This window comes from Chondrinema litorale, assembly GCF_026250525.1.
GTDB classification, from domain to species: domain Bacteria; phylum Bacteroidota; class Bacteroidia; order Cytophagales; family Flammeovirgaceae; genus Chondrinema; species Chondrinema litorale.
In genome coordinates this window covers 3,336,349-3,357,678 of record NZ_CP111043.1, presented here as the reverse complement: position 1 = coordinate 3,357,678, position 21,330 = coordinate 3,336,349, and the positions used below count along the sequence as shown (strand labels likewise).

Genomic DNA, 21,330 nt, shown 5'->3' with positions numbered 1-21,330 from the left:
AAGAAAAAGCCCTCTTTAAAAATAAAGAGGGCTTTTTTATGAATTAAAGGTATTCAATTTATACTTTGATTTCTACATCTACACCACTTGGAAGCTCTAATTTCATAAGAGCATCTACAGTTTTAGCAGATGAAGAGTAAATGTCAACTAATCTCTTATAAGTACAAAGTTGAAATTGCTCTCTAGACTTTTTACTTACGTGAGGTGATCTCAAAACAGTAAATTTCTCTTTTACTGTAGGTAAAGGAATAGGACCGCTTACTACTGCACCAGTCGCCTTTACAGCTCTCACGATCTTTTCTGAAGACTTATCTACAAGGTTATGATCGTATGATTTTAACTTAATTCTAATTTTTTGATTCATAATTAAATTTATTAGCCGTCTGCCAATATGTTTTTAGAAGTTTCTAGAATATGAACATAAAGAGGAAGAGGTTAATCTCCCCCTATTAATTAACCTTTAGATTTTGTAATTACATCTTCTGCAATGTTTCTTGGCACCTCAGCATAGTGAGAGAATGTCAAAGAAGCAGATGCTCGACCAGATGTAATTGTTCTTAGATCAGTTACATAACCGAATAGTTCAGAAAGAGGCACATCAGCTTTAATTACAACTGCACCACCTTTTACATCCTGACCTTTTGGTAAACCACGACGCTTGTTAAGGTCACCAATTACGTTACCAGTGTACTCATCAGGAGAAACTACCTCAACGTTCATTACTGGCTCCAATATAATTGGAGTACATCTCTTAGCAGCTTCTTTAAATCCTAATTTAGCAGCCATTTCAAAAGAAAGACTATCTGAATCCACATCGTGGAAAGAACCGAAGAATAATCTTACTTTCATAGCTTCGATTGGGAAGCCTGCTAAAACACCATTCTTCATTGCTTCTTGGAAGCCTTTCTGAACAGCAGGAATGAATTCTTTTGGAATTGCACCACCTTTTATTTCGTCAGCAAACTGAAGACCTGGTTGAATATTACCTTCTTCATCAGGCTCTGCTGGTCCAAGTTCGAATTGGATATCAGCAAATTTACCTTTACCACCAGTTTGTTTCTTAAATATTTCTCTGTGTTCTACACTAGAGTTAATAGCCTCTTTGTATGCAACTTGTGGAGCACCTTGGTTAATCTCAACCTTAAATTCTCTTCTAAGACGGTCGATAATAATTTCAAGGTGAAGTTCTCCCATACCTCTTAATACTGTCTGACCAGTTTCTGGATCAGTTTTTACAGTAAGAGTAGGATCTTCTTCTACTAACTTAGTAATTGCATTTGATAACTTATCAACATCAGCCTGTTTTTTAGGCTCAATTGCATAACCAATTACTGGCTCTGGGAAAGTCATCTCTTCCAGAATAATTGGCTTGCCAAGTTCTACTAAAGTATCACCTGTTTTGATATCCTTAAAACCAACACCAGCACAAATATCACCTGCTTCTACTTTATCAATTGCATTTTGCTTGTTAGAGTGCATTTGAAGTAATCTTGAAATACGCTCTTTTTTACCAGTTCTCATATTGTATATATAAGAACCTGAACTTAGCTCTCCAGAATAAGCTCTCATAAAACAAAGACGACCTACATAAGGGTCAGTAGCAATTTTAAATGCTAATGCCGCAAAAGGATCAGTTACAACTGGTTTACGTGACTCTTCTTTTTCAGTATCAGGGTTAACACCTGTTACTGGAGGTAAATCTAATGGAGAAGGCAAGAAAGCTATAACAGCATCCAATAAAGCCTGAACTCCTTTATTTTTAAAAGCAGAACCACAAAGAACTGGAGAAAATGACATATCAATTACAGCTTCACGAATCGCCGCTTTAATCTCATCTTCAGTAATTGATTCAGAATCTTCGAAGAACTTCTCTAATAATGCTTCATCGTATTCAGCTACAGACTCAATCAAATTTTGTCTCCACTCTTCTACAGTGTCTGCAATATCTTCTGGAATATCGATTGTTTCATAGGTCATACCCATATCTTCCTCATTCCAAACAATAGCTTTGTTAGAAATAAGGTCAACAACACCTTTAAATGTTTCCTCAGCTCCGATTGGAATCTGCAAAGGAACAGGGTTAGCACCTAATTTATCTTTAATTTCGTTTACAGCTTTGAAAAAGTCGGCACCAGCTCTATCCATTTTGTTTACAAAACAGATTCTTGGAACTTTATACTTATCTGCCTGACGCCATACAGTCTCAGACTGAGGTTCAACACCTGATACAGCACAGAATAATGCTACTGCACCATCCAAAACCCTCAAAGATCTTTCTACCTCAACAGTAAAGTCCACGTGACCTGGAGTATCAATAATATTTACACGATAATCCTTAGTATCTGGTGTTGCTTGACCTTGTGTAGTTGGATACTTCCAATTGGTAGTAGTCGCAGCTGAAGTAATAGTAATACCTCTTTCCTGCTCCTGCTCCATCCAGTCCATTGTAGCAGCACCGTCGTGTACTTCACCGATTTTATGACTAAGTCCGGTGTAGAACAGTATACGTTCTGTTGTTGTTGTTTTTCCGGCATCAATGTGAGCCATGATACCGATATTACGCTGGAAATTTAAATCTCTTGCCACTTTTATTAAAATCTAAAATGAGAAAATGCCCTATTTGCTTCTGCCATTCTGTGGGTATCGTCTTTTTTCTTAACTGCAGCACCCTCACCTTTGGAAGCAGCTAAGATTTCTCCTGCCAATCTCTCCTTCATCGTCTTTTCGTTACGCTTTCTGGCAAAAGTAATCATCCATTTGATTCCAAGAGCGACCTTTCTTTCAGGCCTAACTTCAGTAGGAACCTGAAATGTAGCTCCACCAACTCTTCTACTTTTTACCTCTACAGCAGGCGTTACATTGTTCAATGCCTTTTTCCAGATTTCAAGACCATTTACAGAAGCATCATCTTTGCCAAGTCTTTTTTCAACTATCTCTAAAGCATCATAAAATATTGAATAAGCAGTACTTTTTTTGCCGTCCAACATTAAACTGTTCACAAACTTGGTCACCAAAGTATCTTTGAACTTCGGGTCAGGCAAAACATATCTTTTACTAGGTTTACCCTTTCTCATAATTCTTTAATTGCTTAAATTTTTATTTACTTTTTAGCTTCTTTTGGCCTTTTAGCTCCGTATTTTGATCTTCTCTGAGTACGACCGTTTACCCCTGCTGTATCTAGAGCACCTCTTACAATATGGTATCTAACACCAGGTAAATCTTTTACCCTTCCTCCTCTGATCAACACAATTGAGTGTTCCTGAAGGTTGTGACCTTCACCAGGAATATAAGCGTTCACTTCTTTACCATTAGTTAACCTTACCCTTGCTACTTTTCTCATAGCTGAGTTAGGCTTCTTAGGTGTCGTGGTGTAAACACGAGTACACACTCCTCTTCTTTGAGGGCATGAATCTAAAGCAGGAGATTTTGATTTTGAAATCTGCTTACTTCTACTTTTCCTTACTAATTGTTGTATAGTAGGCATTTATGCTATCGTTTTTATCCTTTAATTCTTTTTCGGTCTGCAAAGGTAGGAATATTGTATACTAATTACAAAACACCCCTAGAATTATTTTTTCTATTATGCTAACTATTTATAATATTAGCCCTTTTATAGCTTTGAAGTCACATTTCTGAGGTAAAAATCTGCAATTACAATTGCTGCCATTGCCTCAACAATTGGTACAGCTCTCGGTACAACACACGGATCGTGCCTTCCTTTTCCTGTAACTGTTACTTTTTCGCCTGCCTCATTTACACTATCTTGATCTTTCATAATGGTAGCAACAGGCTTAAATGCAGTTCTGAAATAGATGTCTTCTCCGTTAGAAATTCCACCTTGAACACCCCCAGAATTATTAGTTTTGGTTTTTACATTTCCATCCTCATCGGTGTAAAAAATATCGTTGTGATCCGAACCATTTAACTCAACACCTTTAAAACCGCTGCCAATTTCAAAACCTTTTACAGCATTAATACTTAACATAGCTTTACCTAACTCAGCATGCAATTTATCAAAAACAGGCTCACCTAAACCAGCAGGTACTCCTTGAATTACACAGCTTACCACACCACCAATTGTATCTCTGTTTTTTCTTGTCTGATCAATTAGCTCAATCATGCGTTCGGCAGTGTTATCATCAGGGCATCTTACAATGTTATTTTCAGTATTTGATAAATCCAGATCCTGATAAGGAATATCTAAAGAAATATTACCAGCCTGAGATACATATGCATTTACAGAAATATTTTTAGTAGCTAAAAACTGCTTAGCAACTGCACCAGCAGCTACTCTTGCTAATGTTTCTCTAGCAGAACTTCTACCTCCTCCCCTATAATCTCTTACTCCATATTTAGCAGTAAATGTATAATCTGCATGAGAAGGTCTAAACTTATCGCTAATGTGAGAGTAATCTTTACTTCTTTGATCTTCATTAAAAACCACCAAGCTTATTGGCATACCTGTAGATTTTCCCTCAAATACACCAGCAAGAATTTGAATCTCATCAGCCTCTTTGCGCTGTGTTGTAATTTTAGATTGCCCAGGTCTTCTTCTTCTCAATTCTTCATTGATAAATTCCTCATCAATTTCGAGCCCTGCAGGACAACCATCAATTACCACTCCCAGTGCTTTGCCATGAGATTCTCCATAAGTGGTTATCCTGAATATTTTTCCGTAAGTGTTCACTTTTTCAGAATTTTTCTAATAAAAATTCAAAATTACATTTTTCTATTTATTTCACCCCGATTTGTGTGTATTTTCGGGATTTTATAAAAGTCTATTAATATTTAGTTTTAAATGCGCATCCGCCACCCTAAGGATTATTGCTTAAATTGTAATTACACCTTATCGAAAAAGGATTCTTATTGTCCTAATTGTGGTCAAGAAAACACTGACTACAAATACGCTATTTGGTATCTAATTTTTGAGTCTATTAATAATTACTTAAATCTAGACTCTCAACTATTCAGAAGTATTTTCCCTTTCCTTTTCAGACCAGGACATTTAACCATTAAGTTTCTTGAAGGTAGAAGAAAACTTTATGTAAATCCGATCAGATTATATTTAGTAACTACAATTTTTTTCTTCTTTTTATTTTCTCAGAACTTTCAATTGGCTAAGTCTGATCTTAATCTAAACATCGTTAATGAAAACGAAGTAGACAAAGCCTTTTCTGAATATATACTTTCAGATTCGAGTAAAACCCTGAGAAGCTTACTTACCGACCTTAAAGAGGAAGGAATTATAGAAACTGCCGAGATTGATTCTATTGGTAATGTTTTCTCTAAAGAGAATAAATTAAAATTACTCCAATTAAGTTTCGATACAATGAGTATTAGTGAAGCAAACTTTTTGGGTGTAGATTATAAATATAACCAACAGAAGTTTTACTATATCTGGTTAAGAGATCAGAATATGACGACAGATGCCTTACTTGACTCAATGAATGCTTCTGAAAAAAATTACTTTAATAGAAAACTGGCTGAACAAGCACTAAAAGTTGGGCAAACCAGTAGTCCTCAATACTTAATAAATGAAATAATAGAAAATATCTCAGTGATGTTTTTCTTATTAATTCCATTTTTCGCTTTACTCTTAAAAATATTTTATCTGAGTAAACACAAGTTATATTACAACCATTTAATTTTTTCAGTTCACCTACACACCTATTTATTTTTTATAACTTCAGCATTCATTCTTATACATTATATCTACACAGATATATCTGATTTATTAATCTATGGTACTTTTACTTTCGCCATCTATACTTTAGCCATGTTTAGAAGGGTTTATAAAGATTCATGGATAAAAACCCTATTCAAAACATATTTTATCTTCATGTTTTATTCAATGATCATAATTTTGTCTTCAATAATAGAAGTGACAGCTTCTTTACTTACGTTTTAGAAAATTTCTACATGAAAAAAAAATTTATTATTAGTTGGATAGTATTAGGTGCAATACTAGTCGTATCTTATTATTTGCTCGGAGGGTTTACAAAAGTAAAACTGGATCTAATTCAAGAGCCTGCCTTTGAAATTGTTGGAAAGATGTATCATGGCACACCTTACGATAAAACTATGGATAGTTTGGTAAATGCCATTCATGCGCAATATGAGCAAGGCATAATAGAGGGTACATTCAGCATTTGTTTTTTTGAAAATCCTGATGAAGTTGATACCCTAGATATTTTAATTGGTATAATTCCAGAAAACCCAATTGCTATTTTACCAGAAGGCTTTACTAAAAAGAGTTTCAAGGCAAGTGCTGCCATTAAAGCAAGTATAGAAGCAGAGGCCGTTGTAGCCCCTTCTGCTACTGAAACCAATAACAAAATAAGGAGTTTTGCCGAAAAGAAAGCATTAACAATTTCGGGTGTCTACATCGAAAAATATGTAGAAGATTTTAGAATTGTTACTGTAGTTCCGGTAGTAAAAACAGGAAATAGCAATCAAAAACAGATTTAGTACCTAATAATTTTCTCGACCTTTTTCTTTCTTAGATAAGTCGTAATTATTTGCAGAGTATCTTTATTTCCATTGGAAGGTATAATAACTTGTTTTAGAGCAGAAGCATTCACATAAGCTTCTTCCATATCCAAATAACCAAAACCTTTATACCTTCCATTTTCTATTTGCACAACTGTTCTCTCATTGCTATGTCGCCCTTTATCTAAAATAAAATAGTTTTGCCCCTTGCCTTTTAAATAAGCGATAGCTTGCTCCACACGATTGTTGTAAATAGCTACATCTTCTTTCCCTACACAAGCACCATTACATAAACTAACCATATAATTGAAACAGGAATCTCTAGATTCGTACAAGCCACATAACTTCTGGCAAAGTTTAAATTTCTCAAGCATCTGTTCCATCATCTTTATTCCACGATTCTTAGAATAAACATAAATGACAGGCTCATCTTTCATGGCTCGCTTATCTCTCACCATTAGGTTTAAATATCCATTTTTATTGGGATACGCATAAATTCCAAACCTAAACTCTCCACGTTTTAATGCAGAGTTAAAAAATGGCTGATGTTTTTTAATTTCAGATTCTTCTTTTAATAAAGCCACCAACTCACTTCCTGTACACTCAAAAGAAATATCGGCTATGGCATTTTTTAATTTTTTGGCTTTTCGAGTGGTATTGCCTGTAAAATGCGACATCACCCGTGTACGAATATTTTTTGATTTACCTATGTAAATAATATTTCCTTCCTGATCGTGGAAATAGTAAATACCAGTTTCCTCTTTCAGGTTTTCTATGGTTTCTGGAGATACATTCGGATGATGCTTGGCACTGTACAAATCTAACGAAAGGTATTCCTCAAAAACACCCCTGGTACCTTTTTCAAGCAACATCTCAAATAATGTAACTGTAGCTCTTGCATCTCCAAAAGCTCTGTGACGGCTGCTTAAATCAATGCCTATTTCTTTACAAAGTTTGCCTAGGCTATACGATCTCATGCCAGGTAAAATCACTCGGCTTAACTGTACCGTACATAAACTATTTTTACGATAATCGAAACCTAGCATTTTGAATTCATGCTTCAAAAAATTGTAATCGAAACTGGCATTATGCGCCACTATCGTACAATTTTCTGTCATCTCGATTATTCTTTTGGCCACTTCATAAAAATGAGGCGCAGTTGCCACCATCTCATCTGAAATATTTGTAAGGCGAGAAACAAATGGAGGAATTTCTCTTTCAGGATTAATTAAAGAGGTAAACTCATCGATTATTTTAGAACCATCATGAATAAAGATTGCTACTTCAGTGATCCTGTCAACTTCCGATAAGCCTCCTGTTGTTTCAAGATCGACTATAGCATACATATTTTATCAATAAATTGAACTTCAAATGAATTAGAAAACCCGGAAAAATCTTGCTCTCCGAATATACTTTTTTGTATCAGACTCAGATTTTACATTTTTTAGTATAAAGCTCTAATTTAATAGTCTGTTAACTTAATGCAAACCTAAAATTTAAGTCTAATGTTAAAAAGATTACAAAATTAAGCAGAGTTAATAAAAGAAATTTTTTTTCTTACATATTCTGACTAATTTTGACCGGCAAATTAAATAGTTAAATTAATTTGCTATGTCCACTGAAAATCATAAAGTTTTGTATGAGGCGCTCACCTATGACGACGTCTTATTATTACCTGCCTATTCAGAAGTTCTTCCCCGCGATACCGATACTTCTACTTATCTTACAAAGAATATAAAGCTTAATATTCCACTGGTTTCTGCTGCTATGGATACTGTAACAGAAGCTGATTTAGCTATTGCTATAGCACTAGAGGGTGGTTTAGGTTTTATACACAAAAACATGTCTGTTGAAAACCAGGCCATGCAGGTAAGAAGGGTGAAAAGGTCTCAAAGTGGAATGATACTCGATCCTATTACATTAAATCCTGATCAAACTTTAGGAGATGCCAACAAAATCATGAGAGATTTTAAAATTGGTGGTATTCCTGTAATTAACGAAGATCAGAAACTAATAGGAATTCTTACAAACAGAGATTTACGCTTTCAGAAAAATCTGAATGTAAAAGTTTCTGAGATCATGACTAAGGAAAGCTTAATTACAGCTCCTGAAGGAATTGGTCTTGAAAAAGCAGAAGAAATTCTACAAGAATATAAAATTGAAAAACTTCCGATTGTTGACGACAGCTATAAATTAATCGGCTTAATTACTTACAAAGATATTCTAAAGAACAAAGACAGGCCAAATGCTTGTAAAGATCAGTTCGGAAGATTACGAGTAGGTGCTGCTGTTGGGGTTACCCGCGACATGATGGAGAGAATCCATGCACTAAAACAAGCTGGTGTAGACGTAATAGGTATCGATACTGCTCACGGACATTCTAAAGGTGTAATTGACGCTTTAAAACAAGTGAAAATTGAATTTCCTGATTTAGATGTAATCGTGGGTAATGTAGCTACTGCTGCTGGTGCTAAAGCCTTAGCCGAAGCTGGTGCAGATGGTATAAAAGTCGGTGTCGGACCAGGAAGTATCTGTACAACCAGAGTTATCGCAGGTGTTGGTGTACCTCAGCTTTCTGCTGTATTCTCGGCCGCAGAAGGCCTCAAAGGCACAGGTGTTCCATTTATTGCAGATGGTGGTATCAGATTCTCTGGTGACATTGTAAAAGCAATTGCTGGTGGTGCAAGTAGTGTAATGATTGGCTCATTACTAGCAGGAACAGAAGAAGCTCCGGGTGAAATGATCATTTTCGAAGGTCGTAAATTTAAGTCTTACAGAGGCATGGGTTCTGTTGAAGCTATGGAACATGGCTCTAAAGACCGTTACTTCCAAGATGCAGAAGACGACATTAAAAAACTAGTTCCTGAAGGTATTTCTGGTAGAGTTCCTTTTAAAGGAAAAGTTGGTGAAGTAATCTACCAACTAATCGGAGGTTTAAAAGCAGGTATGGGATACTGCGGTGCAGGCAATGTTTCTTCGTTACACAATGCAGAATTTACAAAAATTACTGCTGCTGGTGTTCACGAAAGTCACCCTCACGATATTTCAATAACTAGAGAAGCTCCTAATTATAGCAGAAGGTAATAATTTTAAGCCGGCCTTGAGCCGGCTTTTTTTATTTAAAAGTATTTAAAACAAAGCTAAAAACAGACATTTTAGTTTTCTTCTTAATAATCAAATCACAATATTGCTGTTAGTAAAATAGCCTTTTGCTTAAACTGGTACAATCACCTAGCAAATGGTATTTTTTTATAGATTTGCCCAAATTTTTTAATCTCTTTTGTCGATTTAGTTGATGTCAGAAAAAAAATCCTTTTTCAGTAACTCTAACATTTTAAAAGCAGCATTATTCGCTACAGGTTTATCTGGAATTGTTGCTGAGTATATTCTCTCAACACTTGCCACTTATTTTCTAGGAAACTCAGTTTTCCAGTGGACAATGGTACTTTCCATGATGCTTTTCTCTATGGGTTTAGGTAGCCGTATAAGTAAGTTTATGGATACTCACCTACTAGAAAAGTTTGTACTCATCGAATTTGCACTTTCTATTCTAGTATCTGTAAGTGCACTGGCTGCTTATACAGTTTCTATCTATTCTAGCTTTAATGAAAAGCTATATATCTATTCATTCGAACTAGATGGTACTGTTATTTACATGATGAGTATTATGATCGGCTTACTCATAGGTATGGAAATACCACTTGTAACCCGACTTAATGAGTCTTATGAGGATTTAAGAGTAAACATCTCCAACGTAATGGAAAAAGATTACTACGGAAGTTTATTAGGAGGTGTATTTTTCGCTTTTATAGGTCTTCCCTTTTTAGGCTTAACCTATACTCCTTTTGTTTTAGGAGCAGTAAACTTTCTGGTAGCTGTTGGTTTATTTTTAAAGTTTAAAAAACTGATTGATAAGAAGCTCCTGTTCATTATTAACACAGCGGGTGTCTTTGTTTTAATTTTAATTACGTCTGGCTTTTTATTTTCTAATGATATTATTCAGTATGGAGAACAAAAGCGCTATAGAGATAAGGTTGTTTATCAGGATCAATCTAAATATCAGAAGATTGTAGTTACTCAGTGGAAAAAATACCATTGGTTATATCTAAACGGAAACCAACAATTAAGCTCTTTTGACGAATGGTTGTATCATGAGCCTATGACACACCCAGCAATGAAGCTTGTACCTGGTGCAAAAAATGTATTAATACTCGGTGGTGGCGATGGCTGTGTTGCCAGAGAAGTGTTAAAATATCCATCAGTAGAAACTATAAAACTGGTCGATCTGGATGAAAAAGTAACAGAGCTTGGTAAGAAACATCCAATATTTACCTCCCTAAACGACAATGCACTTAACAATGAAAAGGTGACTGTGCAAAATGGAGATGCTTATACCTACCTCCAACAAACCATGGAATTTTATGATGTAATTATTGTAGATTTTCCTGATCCAAAAACAATAGAGTTAGGCAGACTTTTCTCACTAGAGTTTTACAAACTTTGCTATCAGCAATTAAGACCTAACGGTGTAATTATCGTGCAGTCTGGTAGCCCATATTATGCTACAAAAGCTTTTTACTGTATCGAAAAAACAATTAGAGAAGCTGGGTTCAACACCATTCCTCTGCATAATCAAGTACTTACACTTGGTGAATGGGGCTGGGTTTTAGGAGCTAAATCAATTCCAGAAGATAAACTTAAACCCATATTAAGATCTCTTAAGTTTGATGATATTGATACCCGTTGGCTTACAAATGATGCCATGTCGTTAATCACTTCTTTTGGAAAAGGCTTAATAGAACTCGACTCAGCGAGTGTAGAAGTAAATATGATTCATAATCCGGTTTTACCAAATTACTACCGAAACGGTAACTGGGATTTATATTAGAAAAAGAATTTTTGCAAAAAGAAAGGCTACCAGATTTAAAACTGGCAGCCTTTTATTTTCTGTAATGATAGAATCTTAATCCATTACAATATTTTTTCACCTAATTTTTCTATTAGGTCTAAGTGCATTTCTTGTACTTTCTTAGAGATTGGGCCAGTAGTTCCATCGCCAATTACACGACCATCTACTTCATACACTGGGGCAATTTCACCTTCTGTACCAGTAGTAAACATCTCATCAGCAGTATACATTTCTGTAATACTTAGGTTCTTTTCGATACTGGTTAATCCATAATCGGCTGCTGTTTCGTGCAATAAGTTTCTGGTAATTCCCGGCAAACAGCTATCTGCAAAAGGAGTGTATAATTTCCCTTTCTTTACTAAAAAGATATTAGTAGAGTTTGTTTCTGAAAGAAAACCATTCATATCTAACATTACAGCGCCATCTACGCCAGCAAAGTTGGCTTCTATCTTTGCCTGAATGTTATTTAAAAGGTTATTGTGGTGGATTTTAGAATCTAAAAACTGTGGGTTATTTCTTCTGATATATGAGGTTACCAGTTTTAAACCTTTGCTTCTATAGATTGGAGCTTTCCACTCTGGTAAAACGATAAGAGTACACCCATACTGGTTCCATTTAGGATTCATACCAGAAGTTACTTTTTTGCCTCTAGTTAAAGTCAATCTCATATGCACATCATCGTACATTTCATTTGCCTTTAGGGTATCTATTATCGCTTGTTTAACTTCATCTTTGGTCGGTACGCCTTCATAAGCAAGTACTTTAGCAGAATTCATTAACCTTTCGAGATGAGCATCAAGCATAAAAACTTTGCCTTCGTATAACCTCAAACCTTCCCATACTGAGTCGCCACCTTGTACTACGCTATCAAACACAGAAACCTTTGCTTCTTCTCTTGGTACAATTTCTCCGTTCACATAAACCTTTATAAATTCATTCTTAGGGTTTGGTAATTCTACTTTTTTAGATTGAGCCATATTTTAATTATTAGTGATTGTCTTATTTATAATTTACTTGATTTTTAATTTACAAATGCAGTTTTACTAAAGCCTCAGAGAATTGTAATTGCACTTGCCCAAACAAATATACTATGCCTTTAAAGCATACTCATACATTTTTTCATACAAATTACTACACTCAGTTAATAAGCCTTCTAAATGAGTCGGAACCTCTTCTTCTTTCTGCTTGTAAGCTGCAAAACCAGTAGATTTATGCACACTATGATACCAATATTTCTCCCAAATACCATCTTCTTCTCTTGGTCCAGCTTCCCAACTAAGCATATTTTTATCAAAAGGAATTTTCAGTTTTTCACAGAGTTTAGTTAAGATTATTTCAGGCTGTAACAACAACTCTTTAGAATCTACTACAATGGGTTCTATACCTTTTTCTAATAGCTTGTTTAAAATATGATATTGCAATTCGTAAGCAGTATCCAGCATTACCGGGTTCGGAATATTTTTAATAAGTGATGGCAGCATTTCATTTGGATTTCTTATCAAAAACATATTGTCTAATCTAAAAAGAAACTCATCTGGTATTTCAAGAAAATGATGAGCCATGTTTTTAATAAAATAGACTGGCTTTTGTTTAGGAGTAAAAATTAAGTCTTCAATTACTTTTAAGGCACCATTTTCCATCGACTCCAAGATTTCTTCCCTACCGGGATGGTCAACACCAGTAATTTTTAAATAATGCGCGTAAAAAGGTTCGTCCACTACTTGAGTGTCTTCTCTTTGTGCAAACGAGTACATAAAGGCCGTAGAAACATTTCTTGGACCCGACCACATACAAATTCTCTTTGTTTCCATATACATTTTATTCTAAAGCCAATATTAATAATTTATAATTTCATTTAATTATCTTAGTTTTGTTATTATAAGAGCGGATTATTTTTTTGCCTAATTATATGGAACAAACAAAGCAATCGATCTTAGAAAGTGTTGAAAGTTATGTGAAACATTTTCTTAAAGAAAGGCTACCTCAAAATAAAGAATATCACGACTCCGAGCATACTATGCGAGTAGCACAAGCTGCTAAAGAAATTGGTATAGCGGAAGGGTTAACTACAGAAGAGCTGGAAATTCTCCAAATTGCAGCTTGGTTTCATGATACAGGACATATAGAAACTGAAAGTGGCCACGAAGAAATAAGTGCAAAAATGGCGGGTAAGTTCTTAAAAGAACATGCTTTTCCAGAGCAAAAAATCAAAAAAGTAAAAGATGCAATTAGGGCAACTAAAATGCCTCAAAGCCCTAAAAACAAGCTCGAAAAAGTATTGTGCGACGCAGACTTATCTCACCTGGGCAGCAATGAGTTTTTTGAGGTTTCTGCTTCATTAAGAAGAGAGTTGCATTCTTTAAGAGAAGAAGACCTTTCTGATGAAGACTGGATTAAAAAGGATTTGGAGTTTTTAAAACAACACGAATACTTTACTGAGTACGGCCGCACTACATACAGCGAAAGGAAAAAGAAGAATCTAAAAAAACTCGAAAAAAAGCTTAAAAAGTTAGATAAAGAAAAAGACGAAGCACTTCTTAAAGAGCTAAATGTTGATGAAACTGAATTAAAACAGCTCAAAAAGAAATTACAAAAAGTAGAAGGCAGACCAGAGCGAGGCATAGAAACCATGTTCAGGACCACCTCTAAAAATCATGTAGACTTTAGCTCTATGGCAGATAGCAAAGCCAATATCATGATTTCAGTAAACTCTATCATTATCACCATTATCGTGGGTGTTTTGATGCGTAAACTGGACAACAACCCGCACCTAATTGCACCTACTATTATACTCCTCATTGTTTGTCTTGCGTCCATCGTTTTCGCCATTTTGGCAACCAGACCAAACATTACCTCAGGTAGATTTAGCAAAGACGACATTAAACAGAAAAAAGCAAACCTTTTGTTTTTTGGCAACTTCCATAAAATGCAACTATCTGATTTTGAGTGGGGTATGAAAGAAATGATTAACGATAGCGATTACCTATACGGCAGCATGATTAAAGACATTTATTTCCTTGGAGTTGTTTTAGGTAGAAAATACAGGTATTTACGTACTGCTTATACCATCTTTATGTTTGGTTTAATTATATCTTCTATTGCATTTATTATTGCCACTTTTACCTATGATGGCGCAACCAGTCCCTTAGATTTATTAAATGATGACACCTTCTGACCTGAAGGGCATTTTTCATGTTAATTAAGAATATTTATTTCTGGTTACTTATTCTTTGTCTATTTATTCTGAGAGTTGTCGGCTTACAACACGCAGGACTATTTGACTATGACTCGGTAACCAACTATCAAATTATTCAAAAACTCTCTGTTGGTAACTTTAGCAGGCTTTATCACCATGCCAGCCCACTTTTCTATTTATTTTTCTTGCCTTTTTATAAGTTGGGAGCATCTCTCCTTAACAATCACTTCCTGATTTTAGAATATGTAAATGCCCTTATAAACCTTTCGGCAATTTCTATATTTACTATTTTTTTCGGGGAGAAAGTTAAACTAAACACAAAAACTCAACTACTCTTTTTAGCATTTTCTGGAACTGGGTTTTTACTTTTTTCTACATCAAAATATTTCTCAATAGAAAGTTTATCTTTACTCAGTTTCAACATTTCGGTAATTTATTTTTACAAATACTTTAAAGAAGAGAATGCAAATAAAAGCTGGAACCTAGCTTGGTTTTGGTCAAGTGTTACAGCTTGTATCAATTACAAGCAAATCTATTTTATTGCATTCTTTGCCTTTCTTTATCTCATTTCAGAAAGAAAACATTTAAGGATTAACAGCATTTTTACAGCAGCACTTTTCTTAGCGCTTCCTCCTTTGCTAATGTTACTTACTGGTATGTTTATGGGATTAGATTGGCTAACTTACCCAAAGTATTACTGGGTTCAAACATTTGTAAAAGATATGAATCCTTATGCCGAAGTGCCACCCTTTCGAGCTGATTTCTGGTTTTACCCACTATATCTGCTCTTTTTGGAGCCAGCCGTTATCATCATGTTGCTCATCGGTCTTTTTTTCCTTTTCAAAAAGAAAGCTCTTAAGCTTAAAAAATCTTCCCCAGTTTTTTTCTTATTGCTTTTAGCTATTCCCTATTTACTTTTTGTTTCATTTCTACAAAAAGCCCCAAGAGGTTTACTACCGGTTTATCTTCCAACCAGTTTAATTATTTTTACCTTCGTCATCAATCATTTAAAATGGAAAACTGCTTTAACATCGATACTCGTTGCGCTTAATTGCTTTTTTATTTTTAAAGAATTCTCTCCTTTTCAAAAATCCAATTACGAAGAAGTTGTTAAGTTTATAGAAGAGAAACACATTAATAAGCTAGCGGTTACTTCTGGAAAGGGAATTATGCCCTTTTTAAATAAAGACAGTATAGAAATTGCTATCGTTTTTCACGAAAATGAACTCAAACAACTAGAACCGAAAGGTTTTCAATACTGTCTTGTAGATTTTTATTTTTTAGCATCACACCCAAACAACTTCAATTCAATTATAAACAAAAAGGCTTTGTTTGCTACAAATGAGCCAAAACTACTAAACCAGATGCTTTTTTTAGAGCATTCGGAGTTTACTGGAAATACATTTTGTAAAACTCTGGAAAACTATCAAGCTTTGCGAAACTTGAAAAATCATTTATTCATTATTAAATTGTAGTTATGCCCGAAAGCAAGAAAAGTGGTAATACTATTATCGTGTATACAGATGGGTCGTCGTTGGGAAATCCCGGGCCGGGTGGTTATGGAGTTGTTATGATTTCTCGCGCACATAATCTCAGAAAAGAGATTTCAGAAGGATTTCGGGAAACCACCAATAACAGGATGGAACTTATGGCTGCCTGTGTTGCATTAGAAAGTCTAAAATTAAATAACACTCCTGTACAACTCTACTCAGATTCTAAATATGTAGTTGATGCTGTTGAAAAAGGCTGGCTATGGAACTGGGAGAAAAAAGGTTTCTCAGGTAAGAAAAATGAAGACCTGTGGAGACGCTTTATTAAAGTTTACAGAAGACATAATGTTAAACTCATTTGGGTAAAAGGACATGCAGGTAACCCAGAAAATGAGCGATGTGACCAATTAGCAGTGGCTGCAGCGAACGCAAGCAACTTAAAGATTGATGAGGGATTTGAAAAAGAATAACTGTTGACAATCATAATAACTACCTGTATTCGTTAAAAAATTCATTATTAAGGCCTGGCATTTTTTATGAAATACATTTTTTTTATCCTAGTAACCTTTTGCTATACGCAACTTCAGGCTCAGCATGAAGCAAGAGATGTATATAATCAGGCTCAGCAAATCTCTACCAACAAATACATTATCGAAGACGACCAAATCGCTATTGATATGTCTTTTGGTGAGGCGAGTGTAATTAATGATGAAATATTAAGAAATATAGAGCGTGGAAATATTCGCAGAGTAGACTTAGTTTACAGCGATTATCCTAAAAATCTTTCTTTTGAAAGCTTAAACATTAGCCGTTTAAATAACTTAAAAAAGAGGATTCCCGGCTTATTCGATATAGATAGTATTAAATGGACCATGGTAAGGCAAACTGACTGTATTACAAAAACACAGGCAGAGGAGCTTTTCCATGGTTTTGTTTTTTCTACAAAGAAAAGTTTAGACCACAGCATACAGGTAGATTACCAGAAAAACATTACGAAGATTAAAGAAACCTATTTTTCATTAGAACCTGAAGACAGAAAGTTTCTGGCAATGGGGAATGATACACTGGCTTTTGATATTCTGGAACGTAATGTTCACAACTGGAAAGAAGTTACCATTGTAAGTGACTGGACGGCAAGTATGTATCCTTTCACCACTCAAATTTTACGCTGGCATATTTCCAGATTTGGAGAAAGTAATATTAGAAATTTTGTTTTCTTTAATGATGGAGATGATAAAAAAACCAAAGACAAAAAGCTAGGCGATACTGGTGGTATTTACGCCATTAAAGCGGATTCTCTTCAAGAAGTAATAAACTTGATGAAAGTAGTGATGGAAAAAGGTGATGGCGGAGATTTACCCGAAAACGATATTGAATCGCTGCTCTATGCAATGGAGAGTTTTCCAGACTCAAAAGAGTTTGTACTTATAGCCGACAACCGTAGCGCTGTAAGAGACATTGCATTACTCACTAAAATAGATCGGCCTGTAAGGGTTATACTAGGCAGAATATTTATGGATGACCTCGCCTATATAAAAGGAGCTTATATAAAGCTTGCCTTGCTTACAGGAGGTTCTTTACATACCCGATATCAAGATTATACCAATCCTTATGAGCTTGAACAGCTCACCAAAGAAGTATTAATTGCCCGACGGCGATTAAGGGCTTTAGGTAAGATTAAATAGAATCACAAAGTCATAGACTCATCTGTCTGGTCTTTTCTAAACAGGAAGCTACGCTTTACATCTCCATATTTTACATGCAGAATGTTTTTCTGATCGTCGTATAAGTCGAGTAGGATTTCGTTATGCAACTCAATATCTTTCAGATCAGTTACATTTTTTATTTCCTGATAAACCCAAATGGCAACTAAATCACTCTCTCTCCCAATGTAAACCGGTTGAGTAGCTTTGCCATTCACTGTAATTTTAAAATGCTCATCAATATACTTTTGGATATATTCATCGGCATTTTCAATTTCTCTATCGGTTCCTAATTTTAAATCATTAGTATTAGTGAGTTCTATCGCCGATTCGAAATCATCTATAAAAATCTTGTGGGTAACTTCTAAAGAACCTGTGTTACTATTATAATCAACCTGCGTAACTGCTAAGTGAACAGGATGCAGCACTCCGGTAGAAAAAAGGCTGATTAAGCTGATAAAAAGATAAACAGACAATTGCATATTCAGTATTTAGAGTAACTTTGAACGCTACAAATAAAAGCGACTTTTGGTTTCACAAACATACTAAGTTTTTTATAATGAGCGAATTTCAGCTATTCCTTCAGATGGGATTTGAACACATATCTGACCCGAACGGCTACGATCATATACTTTTCATACTAGCATTGTGCGCAGTTTATCAACCAGCCGACTGGAAACAAGTGCTTGTATTGGTTACAGCATTCACATTAGGCCACTCAATTACCTTAGCATTAGCCACCATGCAATTAGTAAATGTAAATGGCGAATTAATTGAATTCTTAATTCCGGTAACTATCTTTCTCACTGCTGTTTTCAATTACTTCCATGATTCTAAAAAGACAGTTCAGAAGATTAACCAACGCTATTTTGTAGCACTCTTCTTTGGCTTAATCCACGGATTAGGATTTTCTAATTATTTAAGAAGTTTACTGGGCAAAGATGAAAGTATCTTCACCCAGTTATTGGCTTTTAATATCGGCTTAGAGCTAGGTCAGTTAATGATTGTGGCCATCATCATGCTATTTACCTTCCTTTTTGGCAATATTGGTAATGTAAAAAAGAGAGAATGGAATCTGCTGCTTTCTGGTGCTGCCGGAGGTATCGCATTTATTATGATGTTAGAAAGAAATATATTCTTTTAAGCAGTTGGCTTTACTTCCATTTTAAAGCCCTGCTTACCATCCATTTCAGCTAATTTTTCAAGCAATTCAGTTTTAACTCTTTCACCTTCTACAAGAGGTACAGCTTCTACATGCGGGTTTCCATGACCTATCGCATTTAACAAAGCTCTGTCGTAAATACCGCGTTTCTGCTGCACTACTTCCCATAAAGTATCTACCTCTTTGGTTGTATCGTTTACGGCAGCGAGTTTGGCAATGAGCGAGCCTACTTCTATGCCTTTTTTCCACTCTTTGCCACTACCTTCTTTAAAGTCTGTGCCTTCTACAAACAAAGAATAATCGTTTTTTGCTGGCAAGCCTTTTATTTTAAGTGTGGTATAATTCATTTCTGCCAACATATCTTTCAACTGGGCAGGGCATTTTTCCCCAAACATCTTTTCTGGAAAACTAAATGGGAGCTTCTCTTCAAAAGCATAACTATCTGCCATACCTCCTTCTACAGATACTTTTATCTTTTCTTCCTTTAGTAATTTGAGATTTTTTAAAAGCGCATGTGCCCAAACAAAATGACCATTAAAATTCGGATGCACTATATCTTGATCGTAGCAAATTTCTTTATAAGGCTCAATCGCTGCATGTATATCTATTACCTGCATTTTTTTTGAGAAAGTCTCTTTAATCCAATTTCCATAAGTAGTTAACACATCATCATAAGCTTCGTAAGGTTTAGAATAGCTGTAAGCCTCGCCATCTGCCAAAATCGTTTTTTCATTCCCTCTAAAAGCAAATGGTGGTGGAGTAAGCATAACCACTTCTGTTTTTCGCTCTTTTAACTGGTTGGCAATTCCCATTATTCCAGTTTTGTAAGCTTCAAATCTTTTTTCAGAAAAATCGTGATAGATGCCACAATTCATTCCATAGCAGACAAAAGCCAGTTCGGGATTTGTTTTATCTAACACATCTCGTAAGCGGTCGTGCACATATGGGCGAGGAAATGGATGAGATGGTTCTGATAACCCAGATACTGTTTCGCTACTCAAACCCATATTAATAATTTCTCCCTGCCACTCCGGATAATGTATTCTGATGTAATACTCAAACAAGTTTACATATCTGCCATCCATTGTGATACTATCACCTAAAAACACAATTCTTGAAGGGAGTTTTACCAGTGGTTTCGCTTCTGAAATAACAGGATTAATAAAAGGTGCTGCTGCCAGTACCCCACCTATAGCCGCCGTTCTTTTTAAAAATTCCCGGCGATTCAATCCTTCTTTGCCCATTAACTTATAATTTTATGTTTTTTAATTCTTAATGCTCTAAAATAATAAAAATACCATGTTGGATGTGAAGGAAGCTGCCGGAGAAGCAATAAATCTTTTAAAAGAGTTAATTAGCATTACCTCTTACAGCAGAGAAGAGGACAAAACTGCCGATTTACTTGAAAATTTCCTCAAAAAGCAAGGCTTAGATGTTCACCGAAGCCTAAACAATGTTTGGGTTGAAACCGCCGGAAGTAGCGAAAACAAGCCTGTAATTTTGCTTAATTCACATCACGACACAGTAAAACCAAATACAGCTTATACCCGCGATCCATTTAGTCCGGATGTGGTAGATGGAAAACTTTATGGTTTAGGCAGCAATGATGCTGGCGGTCCTTTGGTTTCGTTACTATTCACTTTTCTCATTCTCAGTAAAAAAGAGCAACCTTATAAACTACTTTTTGCCGCAACTGCCGAAGAAGAAGTTTCTGGCAAAAATGGCATTGCTGCTCTTTTACCAGAGCTAGGTAAAATTGATCTTGGTGTTGTGGGCGAACCTACTCTTTGCCAAATGGCTGTGGCTGAAAAAGGCTTGATGGTACTCGATTGTGTAGCTAGAGGAAAAGCTGGACACGCAGCCAGAGAAGAAGGCATTAATAGCATTTACGAAGCACTTCCAGATATTGAGTGGTTTAGAACTTATGAGTTCCCGAAAGTATCTCCGACTTTGGGCAAAGTGAAAACCAGTGTTACCCAAATAGAAGCCGGTACCCAACACAATGTAGTGCCAGACGCTTGTAAGTTTGTAGTAGATGTGAGATCAACAGAGCAATATAGCAACCAAGAGATTTATGAGATTATTCAGCAGCATGTGAAATGCGAAGTGAATCCACGCTCATTTAGATTAAACTCTTCTGGTATTGCAGAAACACACCCGATTGTGAAAAAGGGTTTCGAATTAGGGCTAGAAGCTTATGGCTCTCCTACCCTTTCAGATCAGGCGTTAATGCCTTTTACCACCATAAAAGTTGGACCGGGAGACTCTGCCAGATCGCACACTGCAGATGAGTTTATTTTTACTAATGAAATTGAACAGGGTATTCGCACTTATATAAATTTACTAGACCAGTTGGATTTAGGAGCAGTTTAGTGAACTTT

Annotated in this window: 20 protein-coding genes; 10 read left to right on the top strand and 10 right to left on the bottom strand. The window is 35.5% G+C overall.

The genetic code is table 11. The annotated features are described in order from the left end of the window. Positions 1–58 precede the first annotated feature (58 nt). From rpsJ to aroC, 5 genes are all read right to left on the bottom strand, one after another. Positions 59–364: a 30S ribosomal protein S10 gene (gene rpsJ / locus OQ292_RS13825; RefSeq protein WP_284682725.1), complete on the bottom strand. Its 306-nt coding sequence runs from the start codon at positions 362–364 to the stop codon at positions 59–61. A gap of 89 nt (positions 365–453) precedes the next feature. After that, positions 454–2,586, bottom strand: a complete 2,133-nt coding sequence (gene fusA / locus OQ292_RS13820) for an elongation factor G (RefSeq protein WP_284682724.1) — start codon at positions 2,584–2,586, stop codon at positions 454–456. A gap of 5 nt (positions 2,587–2,591) precedes the next feature. Next, positions 2,592–3,074, bottom strand: a complete 483-nt coding sequence (gene rpsG / locus OQ292_RS13815) for a 30S ribosomal protein S7 (protein WP_284682723.1) — start codon at positions 3,072–3,074, stop codon at positions 2,592–2,594. Between the two features lie 26 nt (positions 3,075–3,100). Continuing rightward, a complete protein-coding gene (gene rpsL, locus OQ292_RS13810) occupies positions 3,101–3,484 on the bottom strand; it encodes a 30S ribosomal protein S12 (protein ID WP_284682722.1) in 384 nt (127 codons plus the stop codon). Between the two features lie 126 nt (positions 3,485–3,610). Next, a complete protein-coding gene (gene aroC / locus OQ292_RS13805; protein ID WP_284682721.1) occupies positions 3,611–4,687 on the bottom strand; it encodes a chorismate synthase in 1,077 nt (358 codons plus the stop codon). 111 nt (positions 4,688–4,798) lie between these two features. On the opposite strand from aroC, the gene OQ292_RS13800 reads away from it, so the two are divergent. Further along, a complete protein-coding gene (locus tag OQ292_RS13800) occupies positions 4,799–5,908 on the top strand; it encodes a DUF3667 domain-containing protein (protein WP_284682720.1) in 1,110 nt (369 codons plus the stop codon). An 11-nt stretch (positions 5,909–5,919) separates the two neighbouring features. Continuing rightward, positions 5,920–6,468 (top strand): hypothetical protein, encoded by a 549-nt coding sequence (locus OQ292_RS13795; RefSeq protein WP_284682719.1) that lies wholly within the window; start codon positions 5,920–5,922, stop codon positions 6,466–6,468. Here OQ292_RS13795 and OQ292_RS13790 read toward each other — a convergent pair. Next, a complete protein-coding gene (locus OQ292_RS13790) occupies positions 6,465–7,835 on the bottom strand; it encodes an exonuclease domain-containing protein (RefSeq protein WP_284682718.1) in 1,371 nt (456 codons plus the stop codon). The genes OQ292_RS13795 and OQ292_RS13790 overlap by 4 nt on opposite strands. 265 nt (positions 7,836–8,100) lie before the next feature. Between OQ292_RS13790 and guaB the strand changes: the two genes are divergently transcribed. Both guaB and OQ292_RS13780 read left to right on the top strand, forming a co-directional pair. Further along, the gene (guaB, locus tag OQ292_RS13785) at positions 8,101–9,573 is read left to right on the top strand and encodes an IMP dehydrogenase (RefSeq protein ID WP_284682717.1); all 1,473 of its coding nucleotides are present in this window, start codon (positions 8,101–8,103) and stop codon (positions 9,571–9,573) included. 211 nt (positions 9,574–9,784) lie between these two features. Next, positions 9,785–11,377, top strand: a complete 1,593-nt coding sequence (locus OQ292_RS13780) for a polyamine aminopropyltransferase (RefSeq protein WP_284682716.1) — start codon at positions 9,785–9,787, stop codon at positions 11,375–11,377. An 83-nt stretch (positions 11,378–11,460) separates the two neighbouring features. On the opposite strand, the gene OQ292_RS13775 is transcribed toward OQ292_RS13780, so the two are convergent. After that, positions 11,461–12,375 carry an aminotransferase class IV gene (locus tag OQ292_RS13775; RefSeq protein WP_284682715.1) on the bottom strand — a complete coding sequence of 305 codons (915 nt, stop codon included), beginning with the start codon at positions 12,373–12,375 and terminating at the stop codon, positions 11,461–11,463. Between the two features lie 111 nt (positions 12,376–12,486). After that, the gene (locus OQ292_RS13770; protein ID WP_284682714.1) at positions 12,487–13,209 is read right to left on the bottom strand and encodes a sulfotransferase-like domain-containing protein; all 723 of its coding nucleotides are present in this window, start codon (positions 13,207–13,209) and stop codon (positions 12,487–12,489) included. Between the two features lie 98 nt (positions 13,210–13,307). Here OQ292_RS13770 and OQ292_RS13765 point away from each other — a divergent pair, with 98 nt between their 5' ends. From OQ292_RS13765 to OQ292_RS13750, 4 genes are all read left to right on the top strand, one after another. Continuing rightward, a complete protein-coding gene (locus OQ292_RS13765; protein WP_284682713.1) occupies positions 13,308–14,573 on the top strand; it encodes a Pycsar system effector family protein in 1,266 nt (421 codons plus the stop codon). 17 nt (positions 14,574–14,590) lie between these two features. After that, positions 14,591–16,069, top strand: coding sequence for a hypothetical protein (locus tag OQ292_RS13760; RefSeq protein WP_284682712.1), 1,479 nt, complete (start codon positions 14,591–14,593; stop codon positions 16,067–16,069). Between the two features lie 2 nt (positions 16,070–16,071). Further along, positions 16,072–16,554, top strand: coding sequence for a ribonuclease HI (gene rnhA, locus OQ292_RS13755; protein WP_284682711.1), 483 nt, complete (start codon positions 16,072–16,074; stop codon positions 16,552–16,554). Positions 16,555–16,620: 66 nt separating this feature from the next. Beyond that, the gene (locus tag OQ292_RS13750) at positions 16,621–17,769 is read left to right on the top strand and encodes a hypothetical protein (RefSeq protein ID WP_284682710.1); all 1,149 of its coding nucleotides are present in this window, start codon (positions 16,621–16,623) and stop codon (positions 17,767–17,769) included. 2 nt (positions 17,770–17,771) lie between these two features. Here the strand turns inward: OQ292_RS13750 and OQ292_RS13745 are convergent, their stop codons facing one another. Then, on the bottom strand, positions 17,772–18,269 hold the full coding sequence (locus tag OQ292_RS13745) for a DUF6702 family protein (RefSeq protein WP_284682709.1): 498 nt from the start codon (positions 18,267–18,269) through the stop codon (positions 17,772–17,774). 77 nt (positions 18,270–18,346) lie between these two features. Between OQ292_RS13745 and OQ292_RS13740 the strand changes: the two genes are divergently transcribed. Next, on the top strand, positions 18,347–18,931 hold the full coding sequence (locus tag OQ292_RS13740; protein WP_284682708.1) for a HupE/UreJ family protein: 585 nt from the start codon (positions 18,347–18,349) through the stop codon (positions 18,929–18,931). On the opposite strand, the gene OQ292_RS13735 is transcribed toward OQ292_RS13740, so the two are convergent. Further along, positions 18,928–20,193, bottom strand: a complete 1,266-nt coding sequence (locus tag OQ292_RS13735) for a twin-arginine translocation signal domain-containing protein (protein WP_284682707.1) — start codon at positions 20,191–20,193, stop codon at positions 18,928–18,930. The two genes, OQ292_RS13740 and OQ292_RS13735, sit on opposite strands and share 4 nt — an antisense overlap. Positions 20,194–20,248: 55 nt before the next feature. Here OQ292_RS13735 and OQ292_RS13730 point away from each other — a divergent pair, with 55 nt between their 5' ends. Further along, positions 20,249–21,322, top strand: a complete 1,074-nt coding sequence (locus OQ292_RS13730; RefSeq protein WP_284682706.1) for a M20 family metallo-hydrolase — start codon at positions 20,249–20,251, stop codon at positions 21,320–21,322. The last annotated feature ends 8 nt before the right edge of the window (positions 21,323–21,330 follow it).

Bases quoted from the DNA above. Each gene is read 5' to 3' on its own strand.
- OQ292_RS13790 (WP_284682718.1), bottom strand. From the start codon at position 7,835: ATGTATGCTATAGTCGATCTTGAAACAACAGGAGGCTTATCGGAAGTT.
- rnhA (WP_284682711.1), top strand. From the start codon at position 16,072: ATGCCCGAAAGCAAGAAAAGTGGTAATACTATTATCGTGTATACAGAT.
- OQ292_RS13735 (WP_284682707.1), bottom strand. From the start codon at position 20,193: ATGGGCAAAGAAGGATTGAATCGCCGGGAATTTTTAAAAAGAACGGCG.
- OQ292_RS13770 (WP_284682714.1), bottom strand. From the start codon at position 13,209: ATGGAAACAAAGAGAATTTGTATGTGGTCGGGTCCAAGAAATGTTTCT.
- OQ292_RS13750 (WP_284682710.1), top strand. From the start codon at position 16,621: ATGAAATACATTTTTTTTATCCTAGTAACCTTTTGCTATACGCAACTT.
- OQ292_RS13775 (WP_284682715.1), bottom strand. From the start codon at position 12,375: ATGGCTCAATCTAAAAAAGTAGAATTACCAAACCCTAAGAATGAATTT.
- rpsG (WP_284682723.1), bottom strand. From the start codon at position 3,074: ATGAGAAAGGGTAAACCTAGTAAAAGATATGTTTTGCCTGACCCGAAG.
- guaB (WP_284682717.1), top strand. From the start codon at position 8,101: ATGTCCACTGAAAATCATAAAGTTTTGTATGAGGCGCTCACCTATGAC.
- OQ292_RS13800 (WP_284682720.1), top strand. From the start codon at position 4,799: ATGCGCATCCGCCACCCTAAGGATTATTGCTTAAATTGTAATTACACC.
- OQ292_RS13780 (WP_284682716.1), top strand. From the start codon at position 9,785: ATGTCAGAAAAAAAATCCTTTTTCAGTAACTCTAACATTTTAAAAGCA.
- rpsL (WP_284682722.1), bottom strand. From the start codon at position 3,484: ATGCCTACTATACAACAATTAGTAAGGAAAAGTAGAAGTAAGCAGATT.
- OQ292_RS13740 (WP_284682708.1), top strand. From the start codon at position 18,347: ATGAGCGAATTTCAGCTATTCCTTCAGATGGGATTTGAACACATATCT.
- OQ292_RS13745 (WP_284682709.1), bottom strand. From the start codon at position 18,269: ATGCAATTGTCTGTTTATCTTTTTATCAGCTTAATCAGCCTTTTTTCT.
- OQ292_RS13730 (WP_284682706.1), top strand. From the start codon at position 20,249: ATGTTGGATGTGAAGGAAGCTGCCGGAGAAGCAATAAATCTTTTAAAA.
- OQ292_RS13760 (WP_284682712.1), top strand. From the start codon at position 14,591: ATGTTAATTAAGAATATTTATTTCTGGTTACTTATTCTTTGTCTATTT.
- OQ292_RS13765 (WP_284682713.1), top strand. From the start codon at position 13,308: ATGGAACAAACAAAGCAATCGATCTTAGAAAGTGTTGAAAGTTATGTG.
- OQ292_RS13795 (WP_284682719.1), top strand. From the start codon at position 5,920: ATGAAAAAAAAATTTATTATTAGTTGGATAGTATTAGGTGCAATACTA.
- rpsJ (WP_284682725.1), bottom strand. From the start codon at position 364: ATGAATCAAAAAATTAGAATTAAGTTAAAATCATACGATCATAACCTT.